Origin of the sequence: Rhizobium quercicola (assembly GCF_021168455.1) — a bacterium.
In the GTDB taxonomy this organism is placed as follows: domain Bacteria; phylum Pseudomonadota; class Alphaproteobacteria; order Rhizobiales; family Rhizobiaceae; genus Ferranicluibacter; species Ferranicluibacter quercicola.
Window position 1 is genome coordinate 61,478 of the sequence record NZ_JAJOZR010000007.1, and the last position, 17,137, is coordinate 78,614.

Here is a 17,137-nt window from a genome sequence, read left to right on the forward strand (position 1 = left end):
ACGGGGTGGCGAAGGGTATCGGCAAGGGCACACCGGACCGGCGTTAACATAATCAAAAGATCACGATGCGATAAGCAAGTCCGTCCCGAACTTTAGCCGCGTTGAGGCATTTCATGGCATCCGTCGCGAATGACACCCTCGCAGCGCCGGAAGGCCGTCGATTTCCGTGGAAACGGTCCGCGCCGGTGCTCGCGCTCGGCGTCGTGCTTCTTGCGCTGCCTCTGGCGCTTTTCAAGACCCTTCATCAGCCGGTGGGCGCGATGATGTGGGATCTCTATATCTATCTGGACGCCACGAACCGGATCGCGGGCGGGCAGATCCCCTCCATCGATTTCTTCGCGCCCGTGGGCGCTCTCGGCTACTACCTCTTCGCCGGCGCAAGCTGGCTTTTCCCGAACGGACATCCGCTCTTCCTGTCGGCCTGGTCGCTCCTCATCGTCACGGCGCCGTTGATGGCGGTGGTGCTGGTCGAGGTGCAGCGCCGCTCGCCGGCCCTCGCCTTCGCCCTGCTCGCGCCGTTCCTCCTCTATTCGCTGCTGCCCTTCAACATCGGCAGCTACTACCCCTATCCCGGCTCGGAAGGCTTCGGCATCTACAACCGGCAGGTCTGCCAGCTTCTCTACGTGCTGGCTGCGGCCCTCGTTTTCGTCAAGGACGGCCGCAAGCTCTGCGGTGTCGTCGCGGCCAGCATGCTGGCGCTGTTCTTCATCAAGATCACCGGCATCGTTGCCGGCGCTCTGATGTGCGGGATGGCGCTCGCCGCGGGACAGCTGACCCTGAAACGCTCCCTGATCGCTGCCTGCATCTTCGCAGCCAGCCTGTTCGCGCTCGAACTGGCGACGGGCGTGGTATCCGCCTATATCGGCGATATCCTCGCCCTTCTCCGCCTGAACGACGAAACGCTTCTGCCGCGGCTCTTGCGCGCCGCCTCCATGAACATCGGTGCGACCCTGGCGACGGTCGCGCTATGCTGCGCGCTCCATCTCACCGATCTTCAGCGGGTGCGCCTGTGCCTGCGCGATGCCGTGTCGTCCCCGTCGCGGCAGACGATCTCCGCCGTCTTCGATCTGCCTTTCGTCTGGATCGCCGCATTTCTGCTCGCCGGTTTGTTCTTCGAAAGCCAGAACACCGGCAGTCAGGCCCTGATCTTTCTTTATCCGCTGCTGCTCGCCATCGGCCTCGATCATGGCCGGCGGCACGGACAGACGGTGCGCTCTGCCGTGGTCGCCGTGCTCGCGCTGGCTGTCGTCCTTCCCCCGGCACTTCTCGTCATCCAGAAGGCAAGCCGCGCCTGGATCGGCATGCTGGACACGACGCGCCTCGATCACCGGAACCTGAAGACGATGGGCGCCTTCGCCGTCAGGCCGGCATTCGCGGAGCGGGCACGTCTCATGGAAGCCATGTTCGTCGAGAACCGGAAAGCCTTCGATGCTCTTGCGGCCGCTGGCGAGCCCTTCTCCGTCCTGCTGTTCAGCGATTTCGACTTCCAGTGGGCGTGGCTCGAAAATGCCGATCGCGCCATTTCCGCCGTCCGCGCCCTCGAGGCCCGCGATGGCGTCAGATTCGAAACCGTGATGTCGATCGACTTCGTCAATCCTTTCCCCTGGCTGATGGACCGACAGGCCCCGCGCCATATCGCCATCGGAGCCGATCCGACACGGGCCGTTCCGCCCCCGGGCGATGCGGAATACGACGCCATCCGTGCGGTCGATCTCGCACTGATGCCGACCTGCCCCGCCACGCCGACGCAGACCGATCTGCTCGCCCTCTACGCGCCGGCGCTTCTTCCCACCCATATCCGGGTCTCTCTCACGCCCTGCTACGACGCCTTCATCCGCAATGGCCTGCTGCCGGCGTCTTGGGGATTGCAGCAGCCATAGGGCGGCCTGTGCAATTTCTCCTTAAATTGATTCCGATTTCGAAATTTATGCAGTAAGGAACGACACGGTTTGCCACGGGGCAAACGCGTGTTTTGTCGGTTGAGGTGCGCAGTCTTATGTTGGAAATGCTGAGGAGAGGCGCCCAGACCTGGGTCGTCAAAGGCCTGTTGATCGTTCTCGTCGCCTCGTTCGCAGTCTGGGGCGTTTCGTCATCCATCGCGCCCAGTGCCTCCACGGCCGTCGTGACGGTCGGCGACGTCAAGGTTTCCCCGGCCGACTTCCGGCTTGCCTATGAACGGCAGCTGGCCCAGCTTTCCCGCCAGTTCGGTACGCGCCTGTCGCGCGACCAGGCCCGTGCCTTCGGCGTCGAGGCGCAGGTCTACTCGCAGCTTGTGGCGGGCGCGACGCTCGACCAGCTGTCGAGCGACATGAATCTCGGCCTGTCGCAGGATCGCCTCGCCACCCTGATCAGCCAGGATCCGGCCTTCCGCGCCGTCAACGGGCAGTTCGATCGCACGGTCTTTTCCAGCGTCCTGCGCAATGCCGGCCTCCGCGAGGTCGATTACATCACGAATCGCAGCCAGGTCGCCGTTCGCTCGCAGATCGTCGAAGCATTGTCGGACGGCTTCAAGGCACCGACGGTGCTCACGGACGCGCTGAAGACCTACCAGAACGAGACGCGCTCGCTCGATTACCTGCTTCTCTCGAACGCCAATGTCGATCCGATCAAGGCGCCGGCCGACGATGTGCTCGCGCCCTGGTTCGAGGAACACAAGGCCGAGTATCGTGCCCCCGAATTCCGCAAAATCTCCTATGTGAAACTTGAGCCGACCGACATCGCCAACCCGGCGTCCGTCACCGACGATGAGCTGCGCGCCGACTACGAGAAGCGCAAGGCGAGCTTCAGCACGCCGGAAACGCGCACGATCGAGCAGCTGACCTTCGCCAGCCGCACCGACGCCGATGCCGCCGCTGCCAAGCTCGCCGCAGGCACGACCTTCGATGCGCTCGTCTCCGAGCAGGGCAAGACCTCCGGCGACGTGCTCCTCGGCGATTTCACCCGCGAGCGCATGCCCGACGCGAAGCTCGGCGATGCCGCCTTTGCCGTGGCGGCGGACGGGGGCACCACGCCCGTCGTGGAGGGTGCCTTCGGCCCCGTCGTTCTGCGCGTCACCAACATTCGTCCTGCCACCACGCGGTCCTTCGACGAGGTGAAGGAAGAGCTCCGCCAGGAGGTCGCCCTCGCCAATGCGAGCAACGAGATCACCGCGATTCACGACAAGTTCGAGGATGCGCGGATTTCCGGCGCGACGCTTCAGGATGCGGCGACCGAAAGCAATCTGAAGGCCGTCTCTATTGCCGCCGTCGATGCGCGCGGAAACGATGCGCAGGGCGAGAGGATCGCCGATCTGCCGCAGCCGCAGGAACTGCTGGCCGAAGTCTTCAAGGCCGACCCGGGCAGCGATACCCTGCCGATCAATCTCGGCCGCGACGGTTATGTCTGGTTCGAGGTCGAGGACGTCATGCCCGCCCGCGATCGCACGCTGGACGAATCGCGCGAAAAGGTCGTTGCCGACTGGACGGCCGAGCAGCAGCGCACCGAACTGGCCAAGCGCGCCGCAGACCTGAAAGCACGTGTCGAAAAAGGCGAGACCCTGCAGACCATCGCGGCGGAACTCGGCATCGCCGTGGAGACCAAGACCGGCCTGCGCCGCACCGCGCAGGATGCCGCGCTCTCCCCGGCCGCCGTCACCGCCGCCTTCAGCGGCCCGAACGGCCTCGTGACCAACGCAGCCGGTACGGATGGCGAAGGCCAGATCCTGCTCAGGGTCACCGCCGTCGAGACGGCGGCCGGCGACGCGCTGGATCAGGACAGCCGTCAGGTCGACGCCATCGCCCAGGCGAGCGGCGACGATATTCTCGACCAGATGGTCACGGAGCTGCAGACCCGCTACGGCGTTTCGATCAACCAGCAGGTGGCCGAAACGGCGCTGGCGCAACGATAGGCGGACGGGATCGTATGGCGGACCTCAAACCCTTCATCGCCAAGGCGGCGCTCGGTCAGTCTCTCGACCGGGACGATGCGCGGGCCGCCTTCGAGATCATCATGTCGGGCGCGGCCACGCCCTCGCAGATCGGCGGCTTCCTGATGGCGCTCCGCGTGCGCGGCGAGACGGTCGACGAGATCGTCGGTGCCGTCGGCGCCATGCGCGCCCGCATGCTGACCGTGGACGCGCCGGACGACGCCATCGACATCGTCGGCACAGGCGGGGACGGCGCCGGTACCTACAACATCTCGACGCTCGCTTCGCTCATCGTGGCCGGCGCCGGCGTGCCCGTCGCCAAGCACGGCAACCGGGCCTTGAGCTCGAAATCGGGCACGGCGGACGCCCTCTCCTGCCTCGGCGTCAAGCTGGATATCGGGCCAGACGCGATCGCCCGCTGCATTCGCGAGGCCGGCGTCGGCTTCATGTTCGCCCAGCAGCACCATTCCGCCATGCGCCATGTCGGACCCACCCGGGTCGAACTCGGCACCCGCACCATCTTCAATCTGCTGGGGCCCCTCTCGAACCCTGCGGGCGTCGGCCGCCAACTGGTCGGCGTGTTCTCGCCGCAATGGGTGGTTCCCGTGGCCGAAGTGTTGCGCGATCTCGGCTCCGTCAGCGTCTGGGTCGTCCACGGCGAAGGCCTCGACGAGATCACCACCACCGGCACGACCCACGTTGCCGCCATCGAGAACGGCGCGATCCGCACCTTCGACCTGACCCCTGCAGATTTCGGCCTGCCGACGGTGGATCTCGCAGCCCTCAAAGGCGGCGACGGTGCGCAGAATGCAAAGGCGCTCGGCGGCGTGCTCGATGGCGACGTCACGCCCTACCGCGACATCTCGCTTGCCAACGCCGCCGCCGCCCTGGTGATTTCCGGCCGGGCCGGCTCGTTGACGGATGGCATGGCAATGGCGCGCGCGGCGCTGGAAACCGGCGCTGCCCGCGCCGCGCTGGAGGCACTCGTGCGCGTCTCCAATGCCAAGGAGGCCTGACATGAGCGACATCCTGCACCGCATCGAACTGTACAAGCGTGAGGAAATTGCGGCCGCGAAAGCCCGCGTCCCGCTCGACGACCTCAAGGCCATGAGCGCCGGACAGTCGGCTCCGCGCGGTTTTCTGAAAGCGCTGGAGGCAAAGCGTGCGGCGGGCACATACGGCCTCATCGCCGAGATCAAAAAGGCCTCCCCCAGCAAGGGCCTGATCCGGCCGGACTTCGATCCACCGGCGCTCGCCAAGGCCTATGAACGCGGCGGTGCCGCCTGCCTGTCGGTGCTGACGGACGGGCCGAGCTTTCAGGGCGCACCGGAATTTCTCACGGCCGCGCGCGCCGCCTGCGCCCTGCCGGCCCTGCGCAAGGACTTCATGTTCGAAACCTATCAGGTGCACGAGGCCCGCGCCTGGGGTGCCGATTGTATTCTCCTCATCATGGCATCGCTGAGCGACGACGACGCGCGCCGGCTGGAGGATTGTGCCGTCGACCTCGGCATGGACGTGCTGGTGGAGGTGCATGACGAGCCGGAAATGGAGCGTGCGCTCCGCCTTTCATCGCCCTTGCTCGGTATCAACAACCGCAACCTGAAGACCTTCGTGGTCGATCTCGCCGTGTCCGAACGTCTTGCGCCGATGGTGCCGGACGACCGGCATCTCGTCGGCGAAAGCGGCATCTTCACGCCGCAGGACTGCGCCCGCATGAAGGCCGCCGGCATCGGCACCTTCCTCGTCGGCGAAAGCCTGATGCGGCAGGAGGATGTGGCGGCAGCCACGAGGCTCCTGCTCTCCGATCCCGCCCGCACGCAGGCGGCCGAGTGATGTCGGGCACGCCGTTGACCCATCTGGGCGAAACCGGCGAGGCCAGCATGGTGGATGTCGGCGACAAGACCGAGACGGTCCGCATCGCCATTGCCGAAGGCTACGTCCGCATGCAGCCGGAAACGCTGCGCATCATTCTGGCGGGCGACGCCAAGAAGGGCGACGTCATCGGCACGGCCCGCCTTGCCGGCATCATGGCGGCCAAGCAGACGGCCAACCTCATTCCGCTCTGCCATCCGCTGATGCTGACCAAGGTCTCCGTCGATATCGTGCCCGACGAGACGCTGCCCGGCCTGCGCGTCGAGACGCTGGCAAAGCTCAGCGGCCGCACCGGCGTCGAGATGGAAGCACTGACGGCTGCGAGTGTCGCCTGCCTCACGATCTACGATATGGCGAAGGCGGTCGATCGCGAGATGGAAATTGGCGGTATCCGTCTTCTCAAGAAGTCCGGCGGACGCTCCGGCGACTATGTACGCGAAACGCCTATCCGCGAGACCGAATCTCCATGAGCCTGCTTCCCGTCGAAGACGCGCTGGCAAGCCTGCTGTCCGCTGCCCGCCCCGTGACGGAGACGGAAGTGGTCGCGATCGGGAATGCGCAGGGTCGCGTCCTCGCGCGAGATCTGGCATCCCGCCTCACCCATCCGCCCTTTGATTCCTCCGCCATGGATGGCTACGCGCTGCGCGCGGAGGATATCGCCGAGATCGGCGCCATCGTCACCGTCATCGGCGAATCCGCAGCCGGCAACCGCTTTCCGGGAACGGTGCTCTCCGGTCAGGCGGTGCGCATCTTCACCGGCGCGCCGGTGCCGGCGGGTGCCGATACGGTGCTGATCCAGGAGGATGCCGCGCCGCTGGACGGGCATCGCATCCAAACCCGATTCGTGCCCGCCAGAGGGCGTCACATCCGGCCGCGGGGCCAGGATTTTCGCGAAGGCGATGTCGTTCTGCGCGCCGACGACCGGCTCGACGCCGGCCGCCTGACGGTCGCCGCCGGCATGAACCACGCGCATCTCGACGTCTTCAGGCGCGTCCGGGTGGCCATTCTCGCGACCGGGGACGAACTTCTGCCGCCCGGCAGCACGCTTGGGCCCGACCAGATCATCGCATCGAACACGCTCGGCATCGCGGCGATCGCGCGGGAAAACGGCGCCGAGATCATCGATCTCGGCATCGCCCCCGACAGCAAGGCGAGCATCGAGGAGCGTCTGGCGGCCGCGCAGGACGCCGGCGCGGACATTCTCGTCACGCTCGGCGGCGCCTCCGTCGGCGATCATGACCTCGTGCAGTCGACCTTGGTCGGCGCGGGCATGGTGCTCGATTTCTGGCGCATCGCCATGCGCCCCGGCAAGCCGCTGATGGTCGGCCGCCTGGGCGACATGCAGGTGCTCGGCCTTCCCGGCAATCCGGTGTCGAGCCTCGTCTGCGGCCTTCTGTTCCTCGAACCCCTCGTCCGCGCCCTCGGCCACCTGCAGGCTCGCCATCGCCTCGCAGCCGCGACCACAGCCGGGCCGCTGCCCGCCAACGACAAGCGTCAGGATTACATCCGCGCACGTCTCGATCGTCAGTCGGACGGAAGCCTGTCGGCCACGGCCTTCGAGCGGCAGGATTCCTCGATGATGCAGACATTCGCGCTGTCGGATGCGCTCATCGTCCGGGCACCGGGCGCACCGGCCGCTGATACGGGATCGCCCTGCACCGTCCTTCTCCTGCGCGACGTCTAGGCCGATCACCGGTCGCCGGGCACGGTCAGGCATCTTTCCAAATCTGCGGCCTGCCCTATCTCTTTCGTCGGTAAGTATCGGTAACGAAGGGAATATCAGCATGAACCGAAACGGACTCTACGCCCTGCTGGGCGCCTTGGTCGTCCTTGTCATCGTCATGGGCGTCTACATCTACGACCGCGAGAAGGAACCGCAGGGCGTCGAACTCAAGATCGGCGAGAACGGAATTTCGGTTCAGGAAAACTGAGCAACCCAAAGGGTGATGCAAAGCTTACGCGTTAACGCTTTGTTAACCATTCCGGCTGATACTTGCGGTCAGGTGATCTGACTACGGATGAACTAGCAGGTCACAGAAACGTCGAGAACGAAAGGTCGGGCAACCCCCGGCCTTTTTGTTTGTCACAGGCGCAGCCTTCAGACGCACGCCCGACGCCTTACCGCTCCGTCGGCGCCACGTCGAGCTTCGACACAAGGATCTTGTCGATCCGGCGGCTGTCCATATCCACCACCTCGAACCGGTAGCCGAACGCCTCCGCAACATCGCCCTCTTCGGGCGACTTGCGCAGTTCCTGCACGAGGAAGCCGGCGATGGTCTCGTAGCTGCCATCCGAATCGATCTCGTCGATGCCGATGGTCAGGTGGATCTCGTCGATCGGCGTGCGGCCGTCCACGAGATAGGAGCCGTCTTCGCGCAGGCGGATCAGCGCATGCTCGATGTCGTCATAATTCGACGGGAGAACACCGACGATCGCCTCGAGAATATCGGCGATCGTGATGATGCCTTCGATGCTGCCATACTCGTCGACGATCATCGCCATGTTGATGCGCGAGGACTTGAACGCCTCCAGAGCCTTGAGGCACGACGCCGTTTCCGGCAGCGCGTGCAGCTCCTTGACGAAGGCGCGAATGTCGAATGCGCCGCGGGCCCCGAGGTTCAAAACCTCTTTCACGAGCACAGCGCCCAGGATCTCGCCGGTGGACGTGTCCATGACCGGATAGCGCGAATGCGAGGTCTGCTCGATCTTCGCGCGCACCGCCTCCAGCGTGTCGTTCGCATCGATGAAGCTGACCTCCGTGCGGTGCGTCATGATGGATTTGACGTTGCGGTCGCCGAGCCGGATGATGCGGCGCAGCATCTCATGCTCGGACTTTTCGATGGCGCCGCTCTCGACGCCCTCCGCCATGATCGCCTGCACTTCCTCTTCCGTCACCGCATCCTTGTTGGTGGAGACCCCGAAGACATGCATGAAGACCTTGGCGGAGCCTTCGAAGAGATAGACGACCGGCGAAACGACCTTGGACAGGATGGACATCGGCCGCGCGACGAACATGGCGATGCGCTCGGAGTTGCGCAGTGCCAGCTGCTTGGGGATCAGTTCTCCAATGACGACCGAGAGATAGGTGATGAGCGTGACGACCAGGGCGACCGAGACGGTGCTGCCATAGGGGTTGATCCAGCTGATGTCGTTCAGGATCGGTGCCAGCTTGTCGGCGATCGTCGCGCCACCATAGGCGCCGGCCAGCGTCCCCACGAGGGTGATGCCGACCTGAACGGTGGACAGGAACTTGCCCGGATCTTCCGCAAGGTTCAGCGCCAACTCCGCCCGGACATTGCCTTGCCGGGCCATTTGCCGCAGGAGCGGCCGGCTGACGGAGACGAGCGCCATTTCCGACATGGCAAAGAAGGCATTGATCAGAAGAAGAACGAAAATGACGAGCAGTTCGGACATGGATCCTCGAAAACCGATGTTCCGCGCCGTGCAGGTTTCACAGCGCGCGATATCATCGTTTCCATGAAATAGGCGGAACCGCGCAATGCAGCAAGGCGGGATACGGCAAGTTTCACCATTCTTGGCGTTGCAGACCGACGATTGTCAGCCCGCGGCCGTCTCCGGCACGTCGTCCATCGCCACGCGGACGCGCGCGCGTCCGACCCGGATGACCACTTCCATCGCCGCGCGGGCGCCAGCCTCGTCGCGGCGGCTGATCTGCTCGACGATGCGGATGTGATTGCGCGAGACGTCCTCGATGCCCTCGCGGTCGGCTGCCGGCGAGCTGAGCTTGAAGATGCCAACCAGCGCCGCCTCGATCAGACTGCCGACGCTGCGCATGAAGGGATTGGCCGAAGCCTCCGCCACGGCAAGGTGAAAGCGCAGGTCTGCCACGGCCAGCGATTCGGGCGTGTGCGCGGGATCGCCCATGGCGACGGCCAGCCGCATCATATGGCTGATCTCGGCGTCGGTCGCATGGATGGCGGCAAGGGCCGCGGCATGCGGCTCGAAGGCCATGCGAACCTCGCTGATATGCGTCAGGAAATCCTCATCGATACCGTTGTGAAAGTGCCAGGTGAGAATGTCGCTGTCGAACAGGTTCCACTGGTTGCGGGCCGTCACCCGCGTTCCGATCCGCGCCCGCGGCACAATCAACCCTTTGGCCGCCAGCGTCTTCATGGCCTCGCGCAGCACGGTGCGGGACACCTTGAAACGCATCGCCAGTTCCTGGTCGCCAGGCAGGATGGTGCCCACGGGAAACTCGCCGGAAATGATGGCCCGGCCAAGGACATCCACCACCTGCGAATGGCTGGTGCGTGTATCGACGCCCGTGATCAGCGTCTCCAGCGGACCCTTCTTCATCATTCCCCCTCGTCGGACTCGATACACTACCTGTCGCCGCAGGCCTCCCGGAACGACAGAAAAATCATATCATATGACAATATGCGTGTCTTGACGGGTGTGGTGGAATTTTCATTTCATTTCAGAATGAAATAGAATTCAAAAACAATGATGGTCAACGGAACCGGTTGTCAATGACGCGCTCCAGCAGGGCCGCCTGGACGACCCTGCTGGAATAGGTTGATGAGAATGGGCCGCATGGCGACCCGACCGGACCGGCGAGTTTCCCGTGGGCACCATCCTGCCGGGCGACCAGGAGCTGGCGATGCGTTTCAAGGTGTCCCGCACCGTGCTGCGCGAGGCCATCCGGCTTATTGCGGCAGCTTGTCGTCAACACCTTCGACGTAGAAGTTGAGGCCCAGCAGAACGCCATCCTCGGCCGTCTCGCCGTCCTTCAGCCAGACGCTGCCGTCCTGCTTCTTCAGGGGGCCGGTGAACGGCTTCAGCTCGCCCGACTCGATCTTCGCCTGCGTCGCTTCGGCCATCGCCTTCACGTCATCCGGCATGTTGGTGTAGGGCGCCATGGTCAGGATGCCATCCTTCAGGCCGTCCCAGCTCGACGTCGTCGCCCACTTGCCATCGAGGAAGGCCTGCGTGCGCTTGATGTAGTAGGCGCCCCAGGTGTCCTTGATGGCGGTCAGCTGCGTCTTCGGGCCGGCTGCGATCATGTCGGAGGCCTGGCCGAAAGCCTTGATGCCGCGCTCGGCCGCAACCTGCATCGGCGCGGTCGTGTCGGTGTGCTGCGTCAGCACGTCGACACCCTGGTCGATCAAAGCCTTGGCCGCATCGGCTTCCTTGCCCGGGTCGAACCAGGTGTTCGCCCATACGACCTTGATCTTGAAGTCCGGATTGACCGACCGCGCGCCGATGAGAAACGCGTCGATGCCCATGACGACTTCCGGGATCGGGAAGGAGGCGATGTAGCCGGCGACGCCCTTTTCGGAGATCTTCGCGGCGATCTGGCCCTGGATGTAGCGGCCTTCGTAGAAGCGGCTGTTATAGGTCGCAACGTTCGGCGCGGTCTTGTAGCCGGTTGCGTGCTCGTACATGACCTTGGGGAACTTGGCGGCCACCTTGACCGTCGCGTCCATGAAGCCGAACGACGTCGTGTAGATCAGGCCGCAGCCCGAGCGCGACAGACGTTCGATGGCGCGTTCGGCATCCGGGCCTTCCGGCACGTTTTCGAGGAACTGCGTTTCGATCTTGTCGCCCAGCGCCTTTTCCAGCTCCTGCCGGCCCAGGTCGTGCGCCTGCGTCCAGCCACCGTCCGATTTCGAGCCGACATAGACGAAGCAGATCTTGGCCTTTTCCTGGGCGCTTGCCGAGGCGGCAAAGCCGATGGCCGCCGTTGTGGCGACGAGAGCGAGGATAAATTTCTTCATTTTGGACCTCTCATGTTGTCGAAATAGATATCCGCGGCCGGTCGGATCAGCGATCCGGCACGAAGGGTTTGCCGAGCGAGGCCGGCGTGTTGATCATCGTCATCCGGCGGTTCTGCGAGATGAGCACGAGGACGACGATCGTTGCAAGGTAGGGCAACGCTGACAGAAGCTGCGACGGCACATCGAAGCCATTGCCCTGTGCATAAAGCTGGCTGATCGACACGGCCCCGAAGAGATAGCCGCCGGCAACGATGCGCCATGGCCGCCAGGAGGCGAAGACCACGAGCGCGAGCGCGATCCAGCCGCGCCCGGCCGACATGTTCTCCACCCACTGTGGCGTGTAGACGAGCGACAGTTGCGCCCCGGCAAGCCCGGCACAGGCGCCGCCGAACATGACAGCGAGGTAGCGGGTGCGGATGACGTTGATGCCGAGCGCGTGAGCCGAGGTATGGCTGTCGCCGACGGAGCGAAGCTTCAGCCCGGCGCGGCTGCGAAACAGGAACCAGTGGATGCCGGCAATGAGCGCGATCGACAGGTAGAAGATCAGATCCTGCTGGAACAGCAGCCGGCCGACGACCGGGATATCGCTGAGGACGGGAAAGACGATCTGCGGCAGCTTGATGCCCGACTGGCCCGCATAGGGCTCGCCGATCTGGCCGGAAAGGCCGAGGCCGAGAATGGTCAGCGCCAGCCCGGTCGCGACCTGGTTTGCCACCAGCGTCAGCGTCAGGAAGCCGAACAGCAGCGAGAACAGTGTGCCGGACAGAATGCCCGCGAGAATGCCGATATAGGGCGAACCGGTCGCCTGTGTCGCGGCGAAGGCGCAGACGGCGCCGATGATCATCATGCCCTCGACGCCGAGATTGAGCACGCCCGACCGCTCGGTGACCAGTTCGCCCGCCGCGGCGATGACCAGAGGCGTCGCCGCCGTGATGACCGTGAGCAGAATGGCCTCGATGATACCCATGTCAGTGTGCTCCTTCCGCGACGGTCCCGCGCGTCACGCGCCGCCAGACGATGCGGATGCGATACTGGATCAGCGTGTCGCAGGAGAGCACGAAGAACAGCAGCAGCCCCTGGAACACCCGTACGACCTTGTCGGACAGCCCGAGCGAGATCTGCGCCGCCTCGCCACCCAGATAGGTCAGCCCGAGAACGAGACCGGCGACGATGATCGCGAGCGGATTGAGCCGGCCGAGGAAGGCGACGATGATCGCCGTAAAGCCGTAGCCGGGCGAGATCACCGGCTGCAGCTTGCCGATCGCGCCGGACACTTCGGAGATGCCGGCAAGCCCGGCAAAAGCACCCGACAGAAGCATGGAAAACCAGATCATCCGCCGCGAGGAGAAGCCGGCGAACCGCCCTGCCCGCTCCGACAGGCCAAGAACCGTGATCTCGAAGCCCTTGAGCGTGAAGCGCATCATGAACCAGATGGCAAGGGCCGCGACGATCGCGAAGGCGAAGCCGTAATTGGCGCGGCCCGACGCCAGCATCTCCGGCAGAATTGCTTCCGGCGCGAAGGCGCGCGTCACCGGAAAGTTGAAGCCACCCGGATCGCGCCAGGGCCCGCGCACCAGCCAGTCGAGGAACAGCTGGGCGACATAGACGAGCATCAGGCTCGTCAGGATCTCGTTCGTGTTCATCCGCGCCTTGAGAAACGCGGGAATGCCGGCATACAGCGCGCCGCCGATCATGCCCATGACCAGCATCAGCGGCAGGACGAGGGCCGAATGCCATTGATGGAAGACCACCGGGACGATGGAGCCCGCCACCGCCCCCATGATGAACTGGCCTTCCGCGCCGATATTCCAGTTGTTCGACCGGTAACAGACGGAGAGGCCGACGGCGATCAGGATCAGCGGCGCCGCCTTGATCGCAAGTTCGTGCAGCGACCAGACCTCCGTCAACGGCTCGATGAAAAAGCTGTAGAGCGCCAGCCCGGGATCCTTGCCGAGAATGACGAACATGATCGCACCGGCGACAATCGTCAGGCAGAGCGCCAGGATCGGGGACAGGAAGGTATAGAGAAGCGAGATTTTCGGCCGTTTTTCAAGCTCAATGCGCATGGGCCGTCTCTCTCACCGTCTCGGCGGCAGCCGCCTCGGACGCCGTCGTTCCCTGCATGCCGCCCATCAGAAGACCGATCTTTTCGCGTGACAGCGCAGCGGCCGGATAGATTTGGGAGAGCTTGCCATCGTTGATGACGGCGATCTCGGTCGCCACCTCGAAGATCTCGTCGAGATCCTGGCTGATGATCAATACCGCGGAGCCGGCCTTGGCGAGATCCACCAGCGCCTGGCGGATACGGCTGGCAGCGCCGGCGTCCACGCCCCAGGTCGGCTGGTTGACGATCAGCACGGCGGGTTGTCGGTCGAGCTCGCGCCCGACGATGAACTTCTGAAGATTGCCGCCGGACAGCGAGCCCGCCGGTGGGTCCTCGCCGCTCTTGCGCACGTCCATCGCCTCCGAAATCCGCCTGGCAGCCCGCTTGACGGCACCATGGCGGATCAGCCCGAGGCCGCCCCCGCCGACGAAGGCCCTGCGATCCGAAAAGTAGCGCGCGAGCACCAGATTGTCCGACAGCGGCAAGGCGGAGACGGCGGCATGTCCATGCCGCTCCTCCGGCACGAAGCCGGCCCCCAGCGCCCGCCGCTGGTTGATGCCCTGCCGGCCGACCGGCTTCTCGCGGATGAAGACGGCGTTGTTGTCGGCGGTCGGATACTCGCCGGAGAGCGCATCGAAGAGCTCGCCCTGCCCGTTGCCCGCAACGCCGGCGATCGCCAGAACCTCGCCGGCATGCACCTTCAGACAGATGTCCTTCAGCGACACCGCGAAGGGCGTACGGGCGGCAGCCTTCAGTTGCCGCGCTTCGAGCTGCACCGTGCCCTTCGCCGACGTCCCGGACGCGCTCACATGCGCGACGTCGCTGCCCACCATCATCCGGGCGAGCGAGGCCGGCGTTTCCAGCCGCGGGTCGCAGGCGCCGGTCACCTTGCCGTGGCGCAGCACCGTCGCGCGGTCGCAGATGCGCTGCACCTCTTCCAGCCTGTGGCTGATGTAGAGAACCGAGCGTCCCTCGGCCTTGAGCTTCGCCAGCGTTTCAAACAGACGGTCGGCCTCCTGCGGCGTCAGCACGGAGGTCGGTTCGTCGAGAATGATGAGCTGCGGGTTCTGCAACAGGGCCCGTACGATCTCGATCCTCTGGCGCTCGCCCACGGAAAGGTCCGCGACGTGGGCCTTCGGGTCGAGCGGCAGGCCGTAGCTGACCGACAGGGCGGCGGCCTCCTCCGAGATCTTGCCCAGCGAAACGCCCGGATCCATCGAAAGCGCAATGTTCTCCGCGACCGTCAAAGCCTCGAACAGGGAGAAATGCTGGAAGACCATGCCGATGCCGAGGCGCCGCGCAGCGCCCGGGCTTGCGATTCGCACCGGCTGGCCGCGCCAGTTTATCTGCCCGCTCGTGGGGCCGAGGACACCGAAGAGCATCTTGACGAGAGTGGATTTTCCCGCGCCGTTTTCCCCCAGAAGCGCATGGATTTCCCCCGGCCGTATATCGAGATCGATTCCGTTGCAGGCGGCGAATGTTCCGAAAATCTTCGTCAGCTTGCTGACCGACAGCAGCGTGCTGCCAGCGCTGGGTCCGTCAACCGCCACGCCATCCCTCTCTTTCAAGCCGCAGATGCCCGGGCGCCGTTTCGGCTTCTCAGGGAATCAGCAAAGTTGTTCCGCTCGTCTTTCTGGCTTCCAGATCCGCATGCGCCTGGCTTGCATCGCCAAGGGCATAGGTCTGGTTGATATTGATACGCACTTTATGGCTCCGCACAACATCAAACAGAGAGTTTGCACACGCCTCGAGCTGCGCCCGTGTCGAGGTGTAGGTGTAGAGCGTCGGACGCGTGGCGAACAGCGAGCCCTTCTGCGATAGCACGCCGATATTGAAGGCTTCTACGGCACCGGACGAGTTGCCGAAGCTGACCCACAGGCCACGCGGCTTCAGGCAGTCGAGCGAGGCGGGAAAGGTGTCCTTGCCGACGGAATCGTAAACGACATCAACGCCCTTGCCCTTGGTGATGTCTTTCACACGGGCGACGAAATCCTCCGACCGGTAATCGATGACATGGTCGTAGCCATGCTCGAGCGCCATGGCGATCTTCTCGGGCGATCCCGCCGTGCCGATCACCGTTGCGCCCAGTGCCTTGGCCCACTGCCCGGCAATCTGTCCGACGCCGCCGGCGGCCGCATGGAACAGAAGAACCGTGTCGGGGCCGACGGGAAAGGTCTGGTTCAGCAGATACTGCGCGGTCATGCCTTTCAGCATCATCGCGGCCGCCGTTTCCAGCGGAATGTCGTCGGGCACCTTGATGAGCTGCTGCTCGTCGATATTGCGCTCGCTGGCATAGGCGCCGTCCGCGCCGGCATAGGCGACCCGGTCGCCCTTGGAGAACAGGGTGACGCCATCGCCGACGGCCGTGACGATGCCGGCTCCCTCCTTGCCCGGCACAAAGGGCAGACTCGCCGCCTTGTAGAGGCCGGTCCGGAAATAGACGTCGATGAAGTTGACGCCGATCGCCTCCTGACGGATCTGCACCTCGCCGCGCGACGGCGGCGGAACGGTTACGCCCTCGATCTTCAGGACGTCGGGGCCACCCAGCTCCCGGATCATGATTGCTCTTGCCATGGCCTGTTCCTTTATTCGCGTCCGAGGTTGGGGAAGATCTGCAGAATGAACCCGATGACGTAGAGATAGACGCCCGTGCCGACGACGCCCCAGACCACCCAGGCAGGGGTCTCGAAATGCATCAGCAACGCATAGGCGCTGAGCACCGACCAGGCGGTGAAGACTGCCAGATTGAGCGGCCGCAACCGCCGCACGCGCACCGGATGGAGAAAGCTGATCGGCATGAAGGTGAGGAACACCGAGACGAAGACGACGATGGACGCCGCAAGCTCGCTCGCCTTGATGACGAAGAGCGTGAACACCACCATGTTCCAGACGACCGGGAAGCCGGAGAAGAAATACTCGTCGGTCTTCATGCCCATATCGGCATAATAGATAGCGCTGGACATGACGATCGCGCCGGCCGCGACGAACGACCAGGGCTCGCCGATCATACCGCTCTGGTAGAGCGCGAAGGCCGGCAGCAGCACATAGGTCACGTAGTCGATGACGTTGTCGAGCGTATCGCCCGACCAGTTGGGCAGCACCTCCTTGACGCGGACCTTGCGCGCGATCGGCCCGTCGATGCCATCGACGGCGAGCGCCAGACCCAGCCACCAGAACATATCCACAAAGCGGTGCTCCGCCGCGGCAACGACGCCGAGGAAGGCGAGAAACGATCCGGAGGCCGTGAGAACATGGACCGAAAAAGCCCGGATCTCGGCGTAGGGAACCGGCTTGTAATTGAAGAACTTCATCGGCAGACGCATCCTGTGCTGACGCTTCGCGTAAACTCGGTGGGCGACCCTGATCTTGCCGGGTCATGCCGCACCGCCTCCTCCGCCGCGACGGTGTCGCTGCCGGCATGTTCGTAATATGCATCGTTTGCCCTGCCCTGCCAGCAAAAACAAGCGATTGCCGAGCACCGTCCGCAATCCGCTGTGGACGTACGCGCCACGTGCGGCA

15 protein-coding genes and 1 pseudogene are annotated in these 17,137 nt (G+C 64.5%); 8 read left to right on the forward strand and 8 right to left on the reverse strand.

What is annotated here, in order from left to right:
- Positions 1 to 113: 113 nt before the first annotated feature.
- From LRX75_RS11965 to LRX75_RS11995, 7 genes are all read left to right on the forward strand, one after another.
- The gene (locus LRX75_RS11965) at positions 114 to 1,880 is read left to right on the forward strand and encodes a hypothetical protein (protein WP_231814648.1); all 1,767 of its coding nucleotides are present in this window, start codon (positions 114 to 116) and stop codon (positions 1,878 to 1,880) included.
- Between the two features lie 116 nt (positions 1,881 to 1,996).
- On the forward strand, positions 1,997 to 3,886 hold the full coding sequence (locus LRX75_RS11970) for a peptidylprolyl isomerase (protein ID WP_231814650.1): 1,890 nt from the start codon (positions 1,997 to 1,999) through the stop codon (positions 3,884 to 3,886).
- Between the two features lie 14 nt (positions 3,887 to 3,900).
- Positions 3,901 to 4,920: an anthranilate phosphoribosyltransferase gene (gene trpD, locus LRX75_RS11975; RefSeq protein WP_231814652.1), complete on the forward strand. Its 1,020-nt coding sequence runs from the start codon at positions 3,901 to 3,903 to the stop codon at positions 4,918 to 4,920.
- A 1-nt stretch (position 4,921) separates the two neighbouring features.
- The gene (gene trpC / locus LRX75_RS11980; protein ID WP_231814654.1) at positions 4,922 to 5,737 is read left to right on the forward strand and encodes an indole-3-glycerol phosphate synthase TrpC; all 816 of its coding nucleotides are present in this window, start codon (positions 4,922 to 4,924) and stop codon (positions 5,735 to 5,737) included.
- On the forward strand, positions 5,737 to 6,246 hold the full coding sequence (gene moaC, locus LRX75_RS11985) for a cyclic pyranopterin monophosphate synthase MoaC (RefSeq protein WP_231814656.1): 510 nt from the start codon (positions 5,737 to 5,739) through the stop codon (positions 6,244 to 6,246). Before trpC ends, moaC begins: the two co-directional genes overlap by 1 nt.
- Positions 6,243 to 7,460, forward strand: a complete 1,218-nt coding sequence (locus LRX75_RS11990; RefSeq protein WP_231814658.1) for a molybdopterin molybdotransferase MoeA — start codon at positions 6,243 to 6,245, stop codon at positions 7,458 to 7,460. The genes moaC and LRX75_RS11990 overlap by 4 nt, the downstream gene beginning before the upstream one ends.
- 100 nt (positions 7,461 to 7,560) lie before the next feature.
- Positions 7,561 to 7,707, forward strand: coding sequence for a hypothetical protein (locus LRX75_RS11995; protein WP_092983769.1), 147 nt, complete (start codon positions 7,561 to 7,563; stop codon positions 7,705 to 7,707).
- 187 nt (positions 7,708 to 7,894) lie between these two features.
- Here LRX75_RS11995 and LRX75_RS12000 read toward each other — a convergent pair whose 3' ends face one another.
- Positions 7,895 to 9,190 (reverse strand): hemolysin family protein, encoded by a 1,296-nt coding sequence (locus LRX75_RS12000; RefSeq protein ID WP_113151684.1) that lies wholly within the window; start codon positions 9,188 to 9,190, stop codon positions 7,895 to 7,897.
- A gap of 144 nt (positions 9,191 to 9,334) precedes the next feature.
- Complete coding sequence (locus LRX75_RS12005; protein ID WP_231815011.1) at positions 9,335 to 10,093, reverse strand: FadR/GntR family transcriptional regulator; 759 nt, start codon at positions 10,091 to 10,093, stop codon at positions 9,335 to 9,337.
- Between the two features lie 256 nt (positions 10,094 to 10,349).
- On the opposite strand from LRX75_RS12005, the pseudogene LRX75_RS12010 reads away from it, so the two are divergent.
- Positions 10,350 to 10,454: pseudogene (locus tag LRX75_RS12010) on the forward strand (GntR family transcriptional regulator); the annotation flags it as partial.
- Here the strand turns inward: LRX75_RS12010 and LRX75_RS12015 are convergent.
- Genes LRX75_RS12015 through pcsA form a run of 6 tightly spaced genes read right to left on the reverse strand, consistent with a single transcriptional unit; the run spans position 10,444 to position 16,929 of the window.
- Positions 10,444 to 11,514 carry a BMP family ABC transporter substrate-binding protein gene (locus LRX75_RS12015; RefSeq protein ID WP_231814660.1) on the reverse strand — a complete coding sequence of 357 codons (1,071 nt, stop codon included), beginning with the start codon at positions 11,512 to 11,514 and terminating at the stop codon, positions 10,444 to 10,446. The pseudogene LRX75_RS12010 and the gene LRX75_RS12015 sit on opposite strands and share 11 nt — an antisense overlap.
- A gap of 46 nt (positions 11,515 to 11,560) precedes the next feature.
- Positions 11,561 to 12,481 (reverse strand): ABC transporter permease, encoded by a 921-nt coding sequence (locus tag LRX75_RS12020; protein WP_113151687.1) that lies wholly within the window; start codon positions 12,479 to 12,481, stop codon positions 11,561 to 11,563.
- 1 nt (position 12,482) lies between these two features.
- Positions 12,483 to 13,580, reverse strand: coding sequence for an ABC transporter permease (locus tag LRX75_RS12025; RefSeq protein ID WP_231814662.1), 1,098 nt, complete (start codon positions 13,578 to 13,580; stop codon positions 12,483 to 12,485).
- Positions 13,570 to 15,168: an ABC transporter ATP-binding protein gene (locus LRX75_RS12030; RefSeq protein WP_231814664.1), complete on the reverse strand. Its 1,599-nt coding sequence runs from the start codon at positions 15,166 to 15,168 to the stop codon at positions 13,570 to 13,572. The genes LRX75_RS12025 and LRX75_RS12030 overlap by 11 nt, the downstream gene beginning before the upstream one ends.
- A gap of 49 nt (positions 15,169 to 15,217) precedes the next feature.
- Entirely contained in the window at positions 15,218 to 16,192 is a 975-nt protein-coding gene (locus LRX75_RS12035) for a quinone oxidoreductase family protein (protein ID WP_231814666.1), read from the reverse strand.
- 11 nt (positions 16,193 to 16,203) lie between these two features.
- Positions 16,204 to 16,929: a phosphatidylcholine synthase gene (gene pcsA, locus LRX75_RS12040; protein WP_231814667.1), complete on the reverse strand. Its 726-nt coding sequence runs from the start codon at positions 16,927 to 16,929 to the stop codon at positions 16,204 to 16,206.
- Positions 16,930 to 17,137 lie beyond the last annotated feature (208 nt).

Coding starts and splice junctions, on each gene's coding strand:
- LRX75_RS12020 (WP_113151687.1), bottom strand. CDS start 12,481: ATGGGTATCATCGAGGCCATTCTGCTCACGGTCATCACGGCGGCGACG.
- LRX75_RS11995 (WP_092983769.1), top strand. CDS start 7,561: ATGAACCGAAACGGACTCTACGCCCTGCTGGGCGCCTTGGTCGTCCTT.
- pcsA (WP_231814667.1), bottom strand. CDS start 16,929: ATGAAGTTCTTCAATTACAAGCCGGTTCCCTACGCCGAGATCCGGGCT.
- trpC (WP_231814654.1), top strand. CDS start 4,922: ATGAGCGACATCCTGCACCGCATCGAACTGTACAAGCGTGAGGAAATT.
- LRX75_RS12035 (WP_231814666.1), bottom strand. CDS start 16,192: ATGGCAAGAGCAATCATGATCCGGGAGCTGGGTGGCCCCGACGTCCTG.
- LRX75_RS12000 (WP_113151684.1), bottom strand. CDS start 9,190: ATGTCCGAACTGCTCGTCATTTTCGTTCTTCTTCTGATCAATGCCTTC.
- LRX75_RS11970 (WP_231814650.1), top strand. CDS start 1,997: ATGTTGGAAATGCTGAGGAGAGGCGCCCAGACCTGGGTCGTCAAAGGC.
- LRX75_RS12015 (WP_231814660.1), bottom strand. CDS start 11,514: ATGAAGAAATTTATCCTCGCTCTCGTCGCCACAACGGCGGCCATCGGC.
- trpD (WP_231814652.1), top strand. CDS start 3,901: ATGGCGGACCTCAAACCCTTCATCGCCAAGGCGGCGCTCGGTCAGTCT.
- moaC (WP_231814656.1), top strand. CDS start 5,737: ATGTCGGGCACGCCGTTGACCCATCTGGGCGAAACCGGCGAGGCCAGC.
- LRX75_RS12005 (WP_231815011.1), bottom strand. CDS start 10,093: ATGAAGAAGGGTCCGCTGGAGACGCTGATCACGGGCGTCGATACACGC.
- LRX75_RS12025 (WP_231814662.1), bottom strand. CDS start 13,580: ATGCGCATTGAGCTTGAAAAACGGCCGAAAATCTCGCTTCTCTATACC.
- LRX75_RS11990 (WP_231814658.1), top strand. CDS start 6,243: ATGAGCCTGCTTCCCGTCGAAGACGCGCTGGCAAGCCTGCTGTCCGCT.
- LRX75_RS11965 (WP_231814648.1), top strand. CDS start 114: ATGGCATCCGTCGCGAATGACACCCTCGCAGCGCCGGAAGGCCGTCGA.